Origin of the sequence: Streptomyces sp. NPDC002793 (assembly GCF_040295485.1) — a bacterium.
Lineage (GTDB): Bacteria > Actinomycetota > Actinomycetes > Streptomycetales > Streptomycetaceae > Streptomyces.
The window spans coordinates 198493-214396 of the sequence record NZ_JBEOVL010000005.1 but is presented as its reverse complement, the minus strand read 5'-3'; the positions used below and the strand labels follow the sequence as shown (position 1 = coordinate 214396).

The window sequence follows — 15904 nt, the reverse complement described above, 5'->3', positions numbered from 1 at the left end:
CACCTCGGTCGCCGAGGTGCGGGGCCGGCGCTTTTCCTGCCCCCTCGTATACCGCGGAGACTGTCCGGTTCCGGCTGGTCGGGCCTTCCCGGCCCGGCGATCAACCGGTCCGGCCGGAAACGTACCCCCACTCGATGGCTTCGAAGACATGTGCGCCATAATGCTTGTGAATGTGAACGCGTTCACAAGCGCGCCCCGTTTCCTCCCGCCTTCGGGTGGATTGACCGGGCAAATCTGCGGCTGTGATCACGGCGACGTAAGGAGAAGAGTCGTGGACCTGGCTCTGGCACCAGAGACCCTGGCGCGATGGCAGTTCGGCATCACCACCGTCTACCACTTCCTGTTCGTCCCTCTGACGATCTCTCTCGCCGCGCTCACCGCGGGCCTGCAGACCGCCTGGGTGCGTACGGAGAACGAGAAGTACCTCAGGGCGACGAAGTTCTGGGGCAAGCTCTTCCTGATCAACATCGCCATGGGTGTGGTCACGGGCATCGTCCAGGAGTTCCAGTTCGGCATGAACTGGTCCGACTACTCGCGGTTCGTCGGTGACGTCTTCGGTGCCCCGCTCGCCTTCGAGGCTCTGATCGCGTTCTTCTTCGAGTCCACCTTCATCGGACTGTGGATCTTCGGCTGGGACAAGCTGCCACAGAAGATCCACCTCGCCTGCATCTGGATGGTGTCCATCGGCACCATCCTCTCGACGTTCTTCATCCTGGCCGCCAACTCCTGGATGCAGCACCCGGTCGGTTACCGGATCAACGAGGAACGCGGCCGTGCCGAGCTCACCGACTTCTGGAAGGTGCTCACCCAGGACACCGCGCTCACCCAGTTCTTCCACACCATCACGGCGGCCTTCCTCGTCGGTGGCGCCTTCATGGTCGGCATCTCCGCCTTCCACCTGGCCCGCAGGAAGCACATCCGTGTGATGCGCACCTCGCTGCGGGTCGGGCTGGTCACGGTGGTGGCCGCGGGCATGCTCACCGCGGTCAGCGGGGACACGCTCGGCAAGGTGATGTTCAAGCAGCAGCCGATGAAGATGGCTGCCGCGGAGGCCCTCTGGGAAGGGGAGGACGGAGCTCCCTTCTCGCTCTTCGCGGTCGGTGACGTGGCCGAGGGGCACAACGACGTGGAGGTCTCCATACCCGGAGTGCTCTCCTTCCTCGCGGACAACACGTTCACCTCGTACGTCCCGGGCATCAACGACATCAACAAGCAGTTGCAGGAGACCTACGGGCCCGGTGACTACCGGCCCAACATCCCGGTCGCCTTCTGGAGCTTCCGCTGGATGATCGGCTTCGGGATGGCGTCCTTCGGGCTCGGCCTGCTGGGACTGTGGCTCACACGGCGGAAGTTCCTGCTGCCGGCGGCGCTGCGCACCGGGGAGGACGAGGTGCCCAATCTCGTCCTGTTCAGGAACAAGGCGCTGAGCCCGAAGCTCGCCAGGCTCTACTGGCTCACAGCTCTCTGGACCATGCTCTTCCCTCTGATCGCCAACTCCTGGGGCTGGATCTTCACCGAGATGGGACGGCAGCCCTGGGTGGTCTACGGGGTGTTCCAGACCCGTGACGCCGTCTCTCCCGGGGTCTCGCAGAGCGAGGTCCTCACCTCCATGATCGGCTTCACGGCGCTCTACGCGGTGCTGGCCGTCATCGAGGTCAGGCTCCTCCTGAAGTACGTCAAGGCCGGACCGCCCGAACTCACCGAGTCCGACCTCAACCCGCCCACCCGGATCGGCGGTCACGACCAGGACGCCGACCGGCCGATGGCCTTCTCCTACTGAGATCAAGCGGAGCTGAGAGATGGAACTCCACGACGTCTGGTTCGTGCTCATCGCCGTTCTGTGGACCGGCTACTTCTTCCTGGAGGGTTTCGACTTCGGTATCGGGGTCCTCACCAAACTGCTGGCGCGTGACCGCAAGGAGCGCCGGGTCCTGATCAACACGATCGGGCCGGTCTGGGACGGGAACGAGGTGTGGCTGCTCAGCGCGGGCGGCGCGACCTTCGCGGCGTTCCCGGAGTGGTACGCCACCCTGTTCTCCGGCTTCTACCTGCCTCTGCTGGTCATCCTCCTGTGCCTGATCGTGCGCGGGGTGGCGTTCGAGTACCGGGCGAAGCGGCCCGAGGAGCGCTGGCAGACGAACTGGGAACACGCGATCTTCTGGACCTCACTGATCCCGGCCGTGCTCTGGGGGGTGGCCTTCGGGAACATCGTCCGCGGGGTGAAGATCGATGCCGACATGGAGTACGTCGGCAACCTCGCGGACCTGCTCAACCCGTACGCGGTCCTGGGCGGGCTGGTCACACTGTTCCTCTTCACTTTTCACGGCTCGGTGTTCGCCGCGCTCAAGACCGTCGGGGACATCAGGAAGCGTGCACGCGGGCTGGCGCTCAAGCTGGGTCCGGCCACGGCGGTGCTCGCACTCGCCTTCCTCGCCTGGACCCAGGCGGACAACGGCAACGGCTGGAGCCTGACGGCGCTGATCATCGCCGTGGTGTCGCTGGTGCTGGCCATCGGCGCCATCGCGGCGGGACGCGAGGGCTGGTCCTTCGCGTTCTCCGGTGTGACCATCGCGGCCGCGGTGGCGATGCTCTTCCTGACGCTCTTCCCGAACGTCATGCCGTCCTCGCTGAACGACGCGTGGAATCTGACGGTCTCCAACGCCTCCTCCAGTCCGTACACCCTCAAGATCATGACCTGGTGTGCCGGCATCGCCACTCCGGTGGTGCTGCTCTACCAGGGCTGGACGTACTGGGTGTTCCGCAAGCGCATCGGCACCCACCACATCGCCGACGCGCACTGAGCCGAGCTGAACGCGCGCTGAGTCCGAGCGGCTGAGCGACCGAATGACATGAGCTCACTGAGGAGCTGTTTCACGTGAAACCGATCGACCCGCGTCTACTCCGTTACGCCCGGGCCACCCGGTTCTTCCTGGCGGCCGTGGTGGCGCTGGGCCTCGTCGGAGCCGCCCTGGTCATCGCCCAGGCCATGCTCGTGGCCGAAGTGGTGGTGGGCGGGTTCGAGGGCGGGCTGACCGTTGCCGGACTCCGTACACCGCTGCTCCTGCTCGCCGCTGTCGCGCTGGGGCGGGCCTCCGTGGCCTGGCTGACCGAACTGGCCGCGTATCGGGCGAGCGCCGCGGTCAAGTCCGAGCTGCGCGGACGGCTCATGGAACGTGCCTCCGGCCTGGGGCCGGACTGGCTGAGCGGCCAGCGCACCGGGGCGTTGATCGCTCTGGCGACCCGGGGCGTCGACGCCCTCGACGACTACTTCTCGCGTTACGTCCCTCAGCTCGGCCTGGCGGTCGTCGTTCCGGTGGCCGTCCTGGCCCGGATCGTCACCGAGGACTGGGTCTCGGCGGCCATCATCGTGGTGACGCTGCCGCTGATCCCGCTCTTCATGATTCTGATCGGATGGGCCACCCAGTCCCGGATGGACCGTCAGTGGCAGCTGCTGTCACGGCTCTCCGGGCATTTCCTCGACGTGGTCGCCGGACTCCCGACGCTGAAGGTCTTCGGACGGGCCAAGGCGCAGGCCGAATCGATCCGCAGCATCACCTCGCAGTACCGCCAGGCCACGCTGAAGACCCTGCGGCTCGCCTTTCTCTCCTCCTTCGCCCTGGAGTTGCTGGCGACTCTCTCCGTGGCTCTGGTCGCCGTCACCATCGGGATGCGGCTCGTCCACGGGGAGCTCGACCTCTACACGGGGCTGGTGGTGCTCATCCTGGCGCCGGAGGCCTACCTGCCCATCCGGCAGGTAGGCGCGCAGTACCACGCGGCCGCGGAAGGGCTCTCGGCAGCCGAGGAGATCTTCGCGGTGCTGGAGACCGAGCCCGCGGCCGTCCGCTCCCAGGACGTACCGCAGTTGCTGCGGCTGGAGCTGGAAGGGGTGACGGTCCGGCACCAGGGCCGGAGCGAGCCGGCTCCGGCTGCCGCCTCCCTCGTGGTCGAGCCGGGGGAGACCGTCGCCCTCGTCGGCCCCAGCGGCGTCGGAAAATCCACGCTTCTCGGTGTGGTGCTCGGGTTCACCCCACCGGACGAGGGAAGGGTGCGGGTCGGCGGTACCGATCTGTCGGCCCTCTCCCCCGAACGCTGGCGCGAGCAGATCGCCTGGGTGCCCCAGCGGCCCCATCTCTTCGCCGGGACGATCGCGGAGAACGTACGGCTGGCACGCCCCGATGCGGACGACACGGCGGTCATGGCCGCGCTGCGGGAGGCAGGGGCGTACGACTTCGTGGACGCGCTGCCGGACGGCATCGGGACGTCGCTGGGCGAGGACGGTGCCGGACTCTCCGCAGGGCAGCGACAGCGCCTCGCACTGGCGCGGGCCTTTCTCGCGGACCGGCCCGTGCTGCTGCTCGACGAGCCGACGGCGAGCCTGGACGGCGAGACGGAGGCGGGCATCGTCGACGCGGTGCGGCGGCTGGCCGAGGGGCGCACTGTGCTCCTGGTCGTGCACCGGCCGGCGCTGCTCGCGGTCGCGGACCGGGTCGTGGTGCTGGAACCGGGTACGGGCGGGCCTGCGGCCGATCGCACGGAGTCCGAAGGCGGGAGGGTGCCCGGTTCTGACGACCCAGGCCACCGGGACGATGTCCGGCGCCCGGGCGCGGGGGAGCCCGCACTGCTCGCGGAGAGCACCGAACTGCTCAGGGACACCGCCCCCAGGGCCGGCGGCCGTGTGCTCGCACGGGTGCGGGAGGCCGCCGGTGCGCAGCACGGGAAGCTGGGCCTGGCCCTGTTGCTGGGCAGCCTCGCGGTGGCGTCCTCGGTCGGCCTCATGGCTGTCTCCGGCTGGCTGATCTCACGCGCCTCCGAGCAGCCCCCGGTGCTGTATCTGATGGTCGCGGTCACCGCGACCCGGGCCTTCGGTCTCGGGAGGGCCGTCTTCCGTTACGCGGAGCGGCTGGTGTCCCACGATGCCGTGCTGTGCATGCTCGCCGAGCTCAGAGTGGCCGTGTACCGAGGGCTGGAGCGCATCGCGCCCGCCGGTCTGCGCGCCGCGCGGCGAGGCGACCTGCTGTCCAGGCTGGTCTCCGACGTGGACGCGTTGCAGGACTACTGGCTGCGCTGGCTGCTGCCCGTGGGGACCGCACTCGTGGTCGGCGTGGGATCCGTTGCCTTCACCGGCTGGATGCTGCCGGAGGCGGGTGCCGTCCTGGCGGCCGGGCTGCTCCTCGCGGGCGTGGGCGTTCCATTGCTGAGCGGCGCCTTCGCGCGGCGCGCCGAGTTCCAACTGGCGCCCGCCCGTGCCGCGCTGGCCGTCCGGGTCGCCGATCTGCTCGGGGGGACGGCCGAGCTGACTGTCGCGGGTGCGCTTCCCGCCCGTAAGGGGAAGGTGCGCGAGGCGGACGGCGCCCTCACCCGGATCGCCTCCCGCACGGCGGCCGCGACCGCGTTGGGCGGCGGACTCTCCGCACTGATCTGCGGGCTCACCGTCGTGGGGGCCGCGCTCGTGGCGCTGCCCGCCGTGTACGACGGACGGCTGGAGGGGGTCGCGCTCGCCGTCGTCGTACTCACCCCGCTCGCCGCGTTCGAAGCGGTGACGGGGCTGCCGCTCGCGGTGCAGTACCGCCGGCGGATCAAGCGGAGCGCGGAGCGGGTCTTCGAGGTGCTGGACGCCGCCGTACCGGTCGGGGAGCCCACCGAGCCGGCCGAGGCGCCGGAGTCGCCCTTCCCGCTCGACGTACGAGGGCTGTCGGCCCGCTACGAGGGCGCGGACCACGATGCCCTGCACTCCGTCGATCTGAGGCTGCACCGCGGGAAGCGGGTCGCCGTCGTGGGCCCGTCCGGTTCGGGGAAGACCACGCTCGCCCAGGTCCTGCTCCGTTTCCAGGACGCCAGGGAGGGCACGTACCGGCTCGGCGGTGTCGAGGCGTCCGCGCTGGACGGGGACACGGTCCGGACCTTCGTCGGGCTGTGTGCCCAGGACGCTCATGTCTTCGACAGCTCCATCCGCGAGAACCTGCGGCTCGCCCGTACCGGCGCGACCGACGGTGAGTTGGCTGACGCCCTCGCCGCGGCCCGGCTGCTGGACTGGGTCCGCTCGCTGCCCGACGGCCTCGACACACTGGTGGGTGAACACGGGGCACGGCTGTCGGGTGGTCAGCGGCAGCGACTGGCGCTGGCCCGTGCGCTTCTGGCCGACTTCCCCGTACTCGTGCTCGATGAGCCCGCGGAGCACCTCGACCTGGCGACGGCGGACGCGCTGACCGTTGATCTGCTGGCCGCTACCCAGGGGCGCACGACCGTACTGATCACCCACCGGCTGGCGGGACTCGCGGCGGTGGACGAGGTCCTGGTGCTGGACGGGGGCCGGGTGGTGCAGCAGGGCCCGTACACCGCCCTGGCCGCGCAGGACGGTCCGCTGCGCCGGATGCTCGAACGCGAACAGGCCCCGGTGGGCGCCGCGTCGGAGCGGGTGAGGGCGGTGCCCGTACCGGCAGGCGGCTGAGGGCGGCACTCCCACCCCAGCTCTCCGACTTTCCGGACCATTCGGTGCTTACTAGGCTCGGATCATGCCCGAGCCGGATTCGAAGGACGCGCCCGCAGTGGCGAAGCGGAGCACCGGAAGTCTGCGAGGGCTCTCCGAGGAGCTGACCGCACGTGTTCCGCAGCTGCTGGAAGCGACGAGGTCCGTCGGCACGGGCCTCGAACTGCACGCGACCCTGGAGCGCATCTGCGAGACCGCGGCCGAACTCGCCCACGCCCGTTACGCGGCCATCGGCGTCGTGGAGAAGCCCGGTGAAGCGCTGAGCGACTTCATCACCCACGGGGTGTCCGAGGAGACCGCCCGGGAGATCGGCCGCCCGCCTGACGGGCACACCGGTCTGCTGGGAGCGCTGATCCAGGAAGGCGTGCCCATCAGCCTGGAGGATCTGGCGGACGACCCACGCTTCTGCGGGTTCCCGGCCGGCCACCCGGAGATGCGCACCTTCCTCGGGGTCCCGATCCGGGTCCAGGGCACGATCTTCGGCAACCTCTACGTGATGGAGAAGCGTGACGGGGGCGCCTTCGGTGACGACGAGCTGCACATGCTGCGTGTGCTGGCCACGGAGGCCGGGATCGCGATCGGCCATGCACGGACGTACGACGCGGCCCGACAGCGTGAACAGTGGATCGACGGCTCGGTGGCCGTCACCACGGCACTGCTCTCCGCCGGGGACGCCGACGAGGCGCTCGCGGTCGTCGCCGAACAGGCGCGGCGCCTCGCCGACGCCGCGGCCGGCATCGTGCTGCTCCCGGCCGAGGAGGGAGGCCTGGAGATCGTCGCCGTCTCCGGGGACGAGCCTTCCGCTTCTCTGGGAGTGATCATTCCGCCGCAGAGCCCGGTGGCCGCCGCCCTTCTGAGGGGTGAGGAGGTCTTCCTGGACGATTCGGCGACCGACACCCGTCTGATCACCGGGCTGGCCGATCAATTCGGTCCGCACATGCTGCTTCCCCTGCGCAGCGGTGGCCGGGTGCTCGGAGCGCTTTCCATCCCACGAGGCCGGGGCGGCCGGCCGTTCACCCGGGCGGAGCGGTTGCTGGCCAAGCATTTCGCCGGACAGGCCGCACTGGCGCTGAAGCTGGCCGAGGCGCAGCGGGACCGGGAGAGCCTCGCCGTCTACGAGGACCGGGACCGGATCGCCCGGGACCTCCATGACCTGGTCATCCAACGGCTTTTCGCCACCGGAATCATGCTGGAGGGTGCGCAGCGGCGCTCCACGGTGCCCGCGGTGCAGGCCGGCATCGGACGGGCCGTGGACGAGCTGGACGTGACCATCCAGGAGATCCGCACGGCCATCTTCGCGTTGCAGCAGGAACCGGCCGAGGCGCCGTCGGGGCTGCGGACCCGGGTGCTGCGGGAGATCAACATGGCGGCGGTGCCTCTGGGGTTCATGCCCTCGCACCGTTTTGTGGGCGCTGTCGACTCGCTGGTGGGGGAGCTCGCGGGTAAGAACCTCATCGCGGCGCTGCGTGAGGCGCTGTCCAACACGTTCCGGCACGCGCGGGCCTCGCACGTCGACGTGAAAGTGGACGCGACCGCGGTGCTGCCCGACGGCCGGGACGCGGTACGGCTGACGGTCACGGACGACGGGGTGGGGATTCCGGACGGTGGTCGGCGCAGCGGCCTGCGCAACCTGGCCCGGCGCGCAGAGTCCCTGGGAGGCGCGAGCTGGTTCGGGCCGGGGGGCGGGGACGACACCAACGGTACGACGGTGACCTGGCAGGTCCCGCTCTGATCAGCGGGAGGCCAGGATCCGCTCGATGACGACGGCGACACCGTCCTCGTCGTTGGTCAGCGTCACACCGGATGCGGCGGCGACAGCGGCCGGATGGGCGTTGCCCATGGCGAACGAGGCACCCGCCCAGCTCAGCATCTCCACGTCGTTGGGCATGTCACCGAAGGCGACCACCTCGTCCGGGGTGATCCCGCGCTCCGCGCAGCACGCGGCGAGTGTGCCCGCCTTGGAGACCCCGAGGCCGCTGATCTCCAGCAGCGCGGTGGGGCTGGACCGCGTGACCGACGCACGGTCGCCCGCGCGTTCGCGGGCCAGCGCGAGAAAGGCGTCCGGGGTCAGTTCGGGGTGGTGTGCGAGGACCTTGAGGACCGGGTGGCCGGTGCCGGGCGCCTCCTCGTGGAGCAGCTTCTCCGCGACGGCGACCGTGGCACCCGGGTCCATGTGGAACGGGGGGTATGCCGGTTCGTAGTGGATGCCCGTGGACAGCTCGACGGCGAACGACACCCCGGGAGCCGCCTCGCGCAGTACGTCGACCACGTGCAGGGCGGTCGCGCGGTCCAGGGGGTAGACCTTGAGCAGACGGCCTTCGTGGAGATCGGCGACCGCGGCGCCGTTGGCGCAGATCGCCATGCCGTGGCCCTGCACATGAGGGCTGACGACGTCCATCCAGCGGGCGGGCCGCCCGGTGACGAAGAAGACCTCGATCCCCGCCGCCTCGGCGGCAGCCAGGGCGGCGGTCGTACGGTCCGACAGGGTCTTGTCGTCGCGCAGCAGGGTGCCGTCCAGATCGGTGGCGATCAGCCGGGTCACAGCAGGCAGAGGCGAGTCGGTAGCTGAGGTCACCCCGCCATTCTCCCGCACGGAGTCGCACGGGCGTGCAGAGGGGCGCCCATCTGAGAGCGCGGGTCGCTGAGCTGCGGAACATGACTGCGGCATATGCCGACGGCGCGCCGGGTGACCGCCCGGCGCAACCGTGATCAGCGGAGCTGCGCCAACGCCTCGGTGGCGATCTGCTCGAACACCTCGGGTGGCAGGGCGAAGTCGGAGTCCGGCACCGGCCAGTGGACGACGATCTCGGTGAATCCGAGGTCGAAGTGGCGTCCCGCGAAGTCCACGAAGGCGTCGAGGGACTGCAGCGGGCGCCCCGGGGTGAATCCGGTGAGCAGGATCTTGTCCAGCTCGGCGACGTCCCGGCCGGCTTCTTGGCAGGCCGCTCCCAGCCGGGTGATCTGGCCTCGGAGGGCGGCGACGGACTGTTCAGGGGTACCGGACTCGTACAGCTTCGGATCACCCGTGGTCACCCACGCCTGACCGTGGCGTGCCGCGAGCCTCAGTCCACGCGGCCCGGTGGCGGCGACCGCGAAGGGCAGCCGGGGGCGCTGTACACAGCCGGGGATGTTCCGGGCCTCGTTCGCGGAGTAGAACCGGCCTTCCTGCGTCACGGACGGCTCTCGGAGCAGCCGGTCGAGCAGTGGGACGAACTCCTCGAAGTGGTCGGCGCGTTCACGCGGGGCCCAGGGCTCTTCGTCGGCCCGTAGCAGTGTGGTGGCGTCGAAGCCGTTACCGCCCGCGCCGATGCCGAGCGTGATCCGTCCGCCGGAGACATCGTCCAGCGTGATGAGGTCCTTGGCGAGCGTCACAGGGTGCCGGAAGTTGGGTGAGGTGACGAGGGTGCCCAGGCGCAGGCGCTCGGTGGCCGCGGCGGCGGCGGTCAAGGTCGGGACGGCTCCGAACCACGGGCCGTCACGGAAGGTCCGCCAGGCAAGGTGGTCGTAGGTGTAGGCGGCGTGGAACCCCAGCTCCTCGGCTCGCCTCCACACCTCCCGTCCTTCGTCGTGCCAGCGGTAGATCGGCAGGATCACAGTACTCAGACGCATGGTGACGACCATACGAGAGGCGGCGGGACGGGGGCCGCTGATGTCCGCAGATGTGCGCCGCCTCCGGGCTTGCCGAGGTGTGGGGCCGGCGAGACGCTGGAGTCGAACCCGGCCGGTCCTGCCCGCGCGTGTGCACGGCACCGGCGCGGTTCGCCGGAAGGAGTGAGTCGTCATGAGGATGCTGCTCACCGCACAGATGGACACCGAGACGTCGAACCGTGCGGTGTCCGACGGAACCATGCCCAAGATCGTTCAGGAGGTCGTGGAGCAGCTGAAGCCCGAAGCGGCGTACTTCACCGTCCAGAACGGTCAGCGCACCTGTCTGATGGTCTTCGACATGCAGGACTCGGCCCAGATGCCACCACTCATGGAGCCCTTGTTCCACACGGGTTCCAAGATCGCCCTGCAGCCCGTCATGAACCTCGACGACCTGCGTGCGGGTCTCGGCGAGATCAAGCGCTGACTGCGGCCGGTCGGTCATTCACGGAGGCACCCGGTCACCCACGTAGGCGCGGAAGGCCGACCGGTGCTTGGACAGGTGCTTGTACAGCTTGACGGTGCTTCGCTCGGTCGTCCCCTCGGCGTGCCCGTGGCGCCTCGTCCGGCGCACCCCGATTTCACTCAACGTTTCGATGCTCATGGCTGTCATCAGGTTTGATCCACAGCCAACTAAGGTTATCCACAGGGTTTTTGGCGTCCCTGTGGACAAGTGGCGTGCTATAAATGGCATTTGTCCAACATGCTTGTCTCTGCGGGGTTATGGGGAGAAAAGCTCGTGTGCTCCACCAAGTCCCGTTTCGTGGCGCCAACATGACGAAGTGCGGCGCTCCTGAGGTCGATTGTGGGCGTCGCTTGCCCACACACGCGAACCGGCCGGGCGGCACACGCGGCTTGGCGTATGCAAGCAGCGAACGGGCCCGTCCACGTACGCGCTTACAGAGGTGGCCGGAGGCGAGCCACGCCGCGACGTGCCGACGGGCTGACCCGGGACAGCCAGCGCAAACCGTGGGCCTCGGGCGTCACCGGTACCACGGCACGGTTGTGCACCACGGCGTCCAGAATCGCCTGAGCGACCTTCTCCGCGGGGTAGTTGCGCAGGGAGTACAGCCGGGCCGTCCGCTTCCGCAGGCGTTCCTCCTCCGGCTCGTCGACGCCGGCGAAGTGCGCGGTACCGGTGATTCCCGTGTCGATGAACCCCGGACACAGCGCACTGACCCCGATCGACCGTTCGGCCAGCTCCGCGCGCAGGCACTCGCTGAGCATCAGCACCGCCGCCTTGGACGTGCTGTACGCGGACAGCACCCGTGACGGCTGATGTGCGGCTGCCGAAGCGACGTTGACGATGTGGCCGCCCTGTCCTCGCTCTGCCATCTGCCCGCCGAAGATCCGGCAGCCATGGATGACTCCCCACAGGTTGGCGTCGAGAACCCTCCGCCAGTCCTCGCTCGTCGTGTCGAGGAACGACCCCGACAGTCCGATGCCGGCGTTGTTCACCAGGACGTCCACGACGCCGTGTTCGGAGGCGACCTTCTCCGCCAGCTTCTCCATCGCCAGCTCGTCGCCGACGTCCACCACTTCGCCCCACGCGCCGGGTGCGCCGATCAGCCGGGCCTCCTCCGCGGTCCTCGCGGCGCCCTCCGCGTCCAGGTCCACCGCCACCACACGCGCCCCCGAAACCGCGAACGCCAGCGCTGTGGCACGGCCGATGCCCGATGCCGCCCCTGTCACCAGGACCAACTGCCCACCGAACCGCTCCCCATGGGCGGACGGCGCCGCCGCCCCGGACACACTCGCCGTGACGGTCCCGTCCGGCGCGCCGGATTCCACGCCGTCGGCGAATTCGCTGATCCAGGCGGACAGCTGATCCGGTCTGGTGCGCGGCACCCAGTGCTTGGCGGGCAGGGCGCGGCGCCGCAACCGGGGTACCCAGGAGTCCAGTTCGTCGTGGAGCGACGGCGAGAGGAAGGCGTCACCGGTCGGTGTGATCAGCTGGACCGGTACGTGGGCGTACGCGTCGGGGCGCGGACGGCGCAGGCGGGACCGGATGTTGTCCCGGTAGAGCCAGGCGCCGTGCGCCGCGTCCCGAGGGAGCGATGCCGTCGGGTACCCGTCCGCGGGCACCTTCTCCATGCGCCGCAGGATCCGTGGCCACTGTCTGCCGAGCACGCCGCGCCAGGCCATCTCGGGAAGGGCCGGTGTGTGCAGCGCGTACACGTACCAGGACTTGGCGCCCTGCCCGAGCAACTGACCCACCCGGCGCGGACTCGGGTGGGCCATCCGCTGCTTGATCCAGTGCCCGAAGTGGTCGAGGGACGGTCCGGACATCGAGGTGAACGAGGCGATCCGGCCCTTGGTCCGCTCCACCGTCGCGAACTCCCAGGACTGGACCGAGCCCCAGTCGTGACCGACCACATGGACGGGGCGGTCCGGGCTCACGGCGTCGACGACGGCCAGGAAGTCGTCGGTCAGCTTCTCCAGGGTGAAGCCGCCACGCAGCGGCCGGGGCGCCGTCGACCTGCCGTGTCCCCGCACGTCGTAGAACACGACGTGCCACTGCTCCGCCAGCCGTTCCGCGACCTGGGACCAGACCTCCTTGCTGTCCGGATACCCGTGCACCAGCACGATCGTCGGCCGTGACGGATCACCCGACTCGGCCACGCACAGCTCGACCCCGCCCGTACGCACCCAGCGCTCACGAACGCCTCGCAGATCCACGCCGCCTCCTCTGTCCTGTGCCGGCGTCGCGATACGCGTCCGTAACGTGACACCGCTGAATGTGGCAACCGACCCACGGCCGCGTCAAGGGATGCCCGGAACCTGTGGACAACGGGCGACGTGCAAGGACGTCGGGGTACTCCCTCGTGGGGGGTCCCCCTACGGGTCCGTACGCCTGGAGTCGGACGCGGATACAACCGTCTGGTCTGACGACTCCAGTGGTGCGCGCCACTACCTTCGAAGACGTGACTGTGATCGCAACCGAAAGCCTGAGCAAGCGGTTCCCGAGGGTGACCGCGCTTGACCGGCTCTCCTTGGACATCGGACCGGGCGTGACCGGTCTGGTGGGTTCCAACGGGGCCGGCAAGTCCACGCTGATCAAGATCCTGCTGGGTCTGTCCCCCGCCACCGAAGGCCGGGCCGCGGTGCTCGGGCTCGACGTCGCCACCGAAGGCGCCGCCATCCGGGAGCGGGTCGGATACATGCCCGAGCACGACTGCCTGCCTCCCGACGTCTCGGCCACCGAGTTCGTCGTACACATGGCGCGGATGTCCGGGCTGCCGCCCACCGCGGCGCGTGAGCGCACCGCGGACACGCTGCGCCATGTCGGGCTGTACGAGGAGCGCTACCGCCCCATCGGCGGCTACTCGACCGGTATGAAACAGCGGGTGAAGCTGGCCCAGGCACTGGTCCACGACCCCGAGCTGGTCCTTCTGGACGAGCCGACCAACGGCCTGGACCCCGTCGGCCGCGACGAGATGCTCGGTCTGATCCGCAGGATCCACACCGACTTCGGCATCTCCGTGCTGGTGACCTCGCACCTCCTCGGTGAGCTCGAACGGACCTGTGACCACGTCGTCGTCATCGACGGCGGCGCGCTGCTGCGATCCAGCTCCACCAGGGACTTCACCCGGACCACCACGACGCTGGCGGTCGAGGTCACCGACAGCGACACCCACCCGGACGGCACCGACGCCCTGCGCCAGGCCCTCACTGGGGCCGGGGTCAAGCTCATCGGGCACGACGGCCTCGACGCCGAAGGGCTGCCCGGGGCCGGCCACATCCTCCTCGTGGAGGCCACCGGCGACGAGACGTACGACGTGGTCCGCGACAGCGTCGCCCACCTCGGGCTGGGGCTCATCCGGATGGAACAGCGACGTCATCACATCGCCGAGGTCTTCCGGACCGAAGAGGCACCGCGGGCGGCCGTGGCCGCGACAGCGGGTGCCGGACAGCAGAAGGGAAGCGGTCGCGATGAGCACTGAGACCGGGACCGCGGCCGGGAGCGAGACCTCCCGGATCCACAACATCGGATACCGCTCCTACGACGGGGTACGCCTGGGCCGGGCCTACGCCCGCCGCTCGCTGTACTCGCAGTCCCTGCGCGGCTCGTTCGGACTGGGCAGGTCCGCCAAGTCCAAGGTGCTGCCGATGCTGCTGTGCGGGGTGATGTGCCTGGTGGCGCTGATCCTCGTCGCGGTCGCCGTCTACGCGCCCGGCATGACGAAACTTCCCATCGGGTACACCGACTTCGCCATCTACCTGCAGGCCGTGATCGGACTCTTCATCGCCTCCCAGGCGCCCCAGTCCGTCTCCAGGGACCTGCGCTTCAAGAGCGTGCCGCTGTACTTCTCGCGGCCGATCGAGCGCGTCGACTACGTGATCGCCAAGTTCGCCGCGATGGCCTCGGCCCTGCTCATCCTCACCGGGCTGCCCCTCGTCATCCTCTATGTGGGCGCGTTGCTCGCCGAGTTCGACTTCGCGGATCAGACCAAGGGCTTCGGGCAGGGGATGGTTTCGGTGGCACTGCTCTCCGTACTGTTCGCCGGGCTCGGACTGGTGGTCGCCGCCCTGACCCCGCGCCGGGGCTTCGGGGTCGCCGCCGTGATCGCCGTACTGACCATCACCTACGGCGCGGTCTCCACCGTCCAGGCGATCGCCTGGCAGACGGACTCGGCCGGAGCCATCACCTGGCTCGGGCTGTTCTCGCCCATCACGCTGATCGACGGGGTGCAGACCGCGTTCCTCGGCGCCACCTCCGCCTTCCCCGGTGGTGAAGGGCCCGGGGCCGCCGCCGGTGTGGTCTATCTGATCGTTGTTCTCGCGCTCGTCGCCGGCTCGTACGCCGTACTGATGCGCCGCTACCGGAGGGTCGGGCTGTGACCACCATCGAGATCGACCACACCTCCCGCTGGTTCGGCAACGTGGTCGCCGTCAACGACGTGAGCATGACCGTGGGCCCCGGGGTCACCGGGCTGCTCGGCCCCAACGGAGCCGGCAAGTCCACACTGATCAACATGATGGCCGGATTCCTCGCGCCGTCGACCGGCAGGGTCTCGCTCGACGGCACGCAGATCTGGCGCAACGAGGCGGTCTACAAGGCGATCGGCATCGTGCCCGAGCGGGAAGGCATGTACGACTTTCTGACCGGCCGCGAGTTCGTCGTCGCCAACGCCGAGCTGCACGGACTGGGCGACGCGGCCGCGCACAAGGCGCTGGCCACCGTCGAGATGGAGTACGCGCAGGACCGCAAGATCTCGACGTACAGCAAGGGCATGCGCCAGCGCGTGAAGATGGCGTCCGCGCTGGTCCACGACCCGTCGGTGCTGCTCCTCGACGAACCGTTCAACGGTATGGACCCGCGCCAGCGGATGCATCTCATGGAACTGCTGCGGCGCATGGGCGCGGAGGGCCGCACGGTGCTCTTCTCCTCCCACATCCTCGAGGAGGTCGAGCAGCTCGCCTCGCACATCGAGGTGATCGTGGCGGGCCGCCACGCCGCGTCCGGTGACTTCCGGAAGATCCGCCGTCTGATGACGGACCGGCCGCACCGCTATCTCGTCCGGTCCAGTGACGACCGGGCACTCGCCGCCGCGCTCATCGCCGACCCTTCGACAGCGGGGATCGACGTCGATGTGGCAGAAGGGGCCCTGCGCATCCAGGCGGTCGACTTCGGCCGGTTCACGACGCTGCTGCCGAGGGTCGCGCGCGAACACGGCATCCGGCTGCTCACCGTCTCACCGTCCGACGAGTCCCTCGAATCGGTCTTTTCCTATCTCGTAGCGGCCTGAGTAGTGGCCTGAAAGGAGCTGT

Annotated in this window: 12 protein-coding genes; 8 read left to right on the top strand and 4 right to left on the bottom strand. The window is 69.4% G+C overall.

The window, feature by feature from the left end; translation table 11 throughout:
• Positions 1–271: 271 nt before the first annotated feature.
• The 4 genes from ABT001_RS07200 to ABT001_RS07185 all read left to right on the top strand — a co-directional run bounded on the left by ABT001_RS07200 (position 272) and on the right by ABT001_RS07185 (position 8219).
• Positions 272–1780: a cytochrome ubiquinol oxidase subunit I gene (locus ABT001_RS07200; protein ID WP_351273536.1), complete on the top strand. Its 1509-nt coding sequence runs from the start codon at positions 272–274 to the stop codon at positions 1778–1780.
• A gap of 19 nt (positions 1781–1799) precedes the next feature.
• Positions 1800–2801: a cytochrome d ubiquinol oxidase subunit II gene (gene cydB / locus ABT001_RS07195; RefSeq protein ID WP_351273533.1), complete on the top strand. Its 1002-nt coding sequence runs from the start codon at positions 1800–1802 to the stop codon at positions 2799–2801.
• A 74-nt stretch (positions 2802–2875) separates the two neighbouring features.
• Positions 2876–6448 (top strand): thiol reductant ABC exporter subunit CydD, encoded by a 3573-nt coding sequence (gene cydD, locus ABT001_RS07190; protein ID WP_351273530.1) that lies wholly within the window; start codon positions 2876–2878, stop codon positions 6446–6448.
• Positions 6449–6512: 64 nt separating this feature from the next.
• Entirely contained in the window at positions 6513–8219 is a 1707-nt protein-coding gene (locus ABT001_RS07185) for a sensor histidine kinase (protein WP_351273528.1), read from the top strand.
• Here the strand turns inward: ABT001_RS07185 and ABT001_RS07180 are convergent, their stop codons facing one another.
• Both ABT001_RS07180 and ABT001_RS07175 read right to left on the bottom strand, forming a co-directional pair.
• On the bottom strand, positions 8220–9062 hold the full coding sequence (locus tag ABT001_RS07180; protein WP_351273525.1) for a Cof-type HAD-IIB family hydrolase: 843 nt from the start codon (positions 9060–9062) through the stop codon (positions 8220–8222).
• 134 nt (positions 9063–9196) lie between these two features.
• Positions 9197–10108 carry an LLM class flavin-dependent oxidoreductase gene (locus ABT001_RS07175; protein WP_351273523.1) on the bottom strand — a complete coding sequence of 304 codons (912 nt, stop codon included), beginning with the start codon at positions 10106–10108 and terminating at the stop codon, positions 9197–9199.
• Between the two features lie 160 nt (positions 10109–10268).
• Here ABT001_RS07175 and ABT001_RS07170 point away from each other — a divergent pair, with 160 nt between their 5' ends.
• Positions 10269–10559, top strand: a complete 291-nt coding sequence (locus ABT001_RS07170) for a hypothetical protein (protein WP_351273520.1) — start codon at positions 10269–10271, stop codon at positions 10557–10559.
• 18 nt (positions 10560–10577) lie between these two features.
• Here ABT001_RS07170 and ABT001_RS07165 read toward each other — a convergent pair whose 3' ends face one another.
• Both ABT001_RS07165 and ABT001_RS07160 read right to left on the bottom strand, forming a co-directional pair.
• Positions 10578–10736, bottom strand: a complete 159-nt coding sequence (locus ABT001_RS07165) for a hypothetical protein (RefSeq protein WP_351273517.1) — start codon at positions 10734–10736, stop codon at positions 10578–10580.
• Between the two features lie 293 nt (positions 10737–11029).
• Complete coding sequence (locus ABT001_RS07160; RefSeq protein WP_351273515.1) at positions 11030–12811, bottom strand: SDR family oxidoreductase; 1782 nt, start codon at positions 12809–12811, stop codon at positions 11030–11032.
• A 251-nt stretch (positions 12812–13062) separates the two neighbouring features.
• Between ABT001_RS07160 and ABT001_RS07155 the strand changes: the two genes are divergently transcribed.
• The 3 genes from ABT001_RS07155 to ABT001_RS07145 are packed head-to-tail and all read left to right on the top strand — an operon-like array spanning position 13063 to position 15882.
• Positions 13063–14076, top strand: coding sequence for an ABC transporter ATP-binding protein (locus tag ABT001_RS07155; RefSeq protein WP_351273680.1), 1014 nt, complete (start codon positions 13063–13065; stop codon positions 14074–14076).
• A complete protein-coding gene (locus tag ABT001_RS07150; RefSeq protein WP_351273513.1) occupies positions 14066–14974 on the top strand; it encodes an ABC transporter permease in 909 nt (302 codons plus the stop codon). The genes ABT001_RS07155 and ABT001_RS07150 overlap by 11 nt, the downstream gene beginning before the upstream one ends.
• Positions 14971–15882, top strand: coding sequence for an ABC transporter ATP-binding protein (locus ABT001_RS07145; RefSeq protein ID WP_351273510.1), 912 nt, complete (start codon positions 14971–14973; stop codon positions 15880–15882). The genes ABT001_RS07150 and ABT001_RS07145 overlap by 4 nt, the downstream gene beginning before the upstream one ends.
• The last annotated feature ends 22 nt before the right edge of the window (positions 15883–15904 follow it).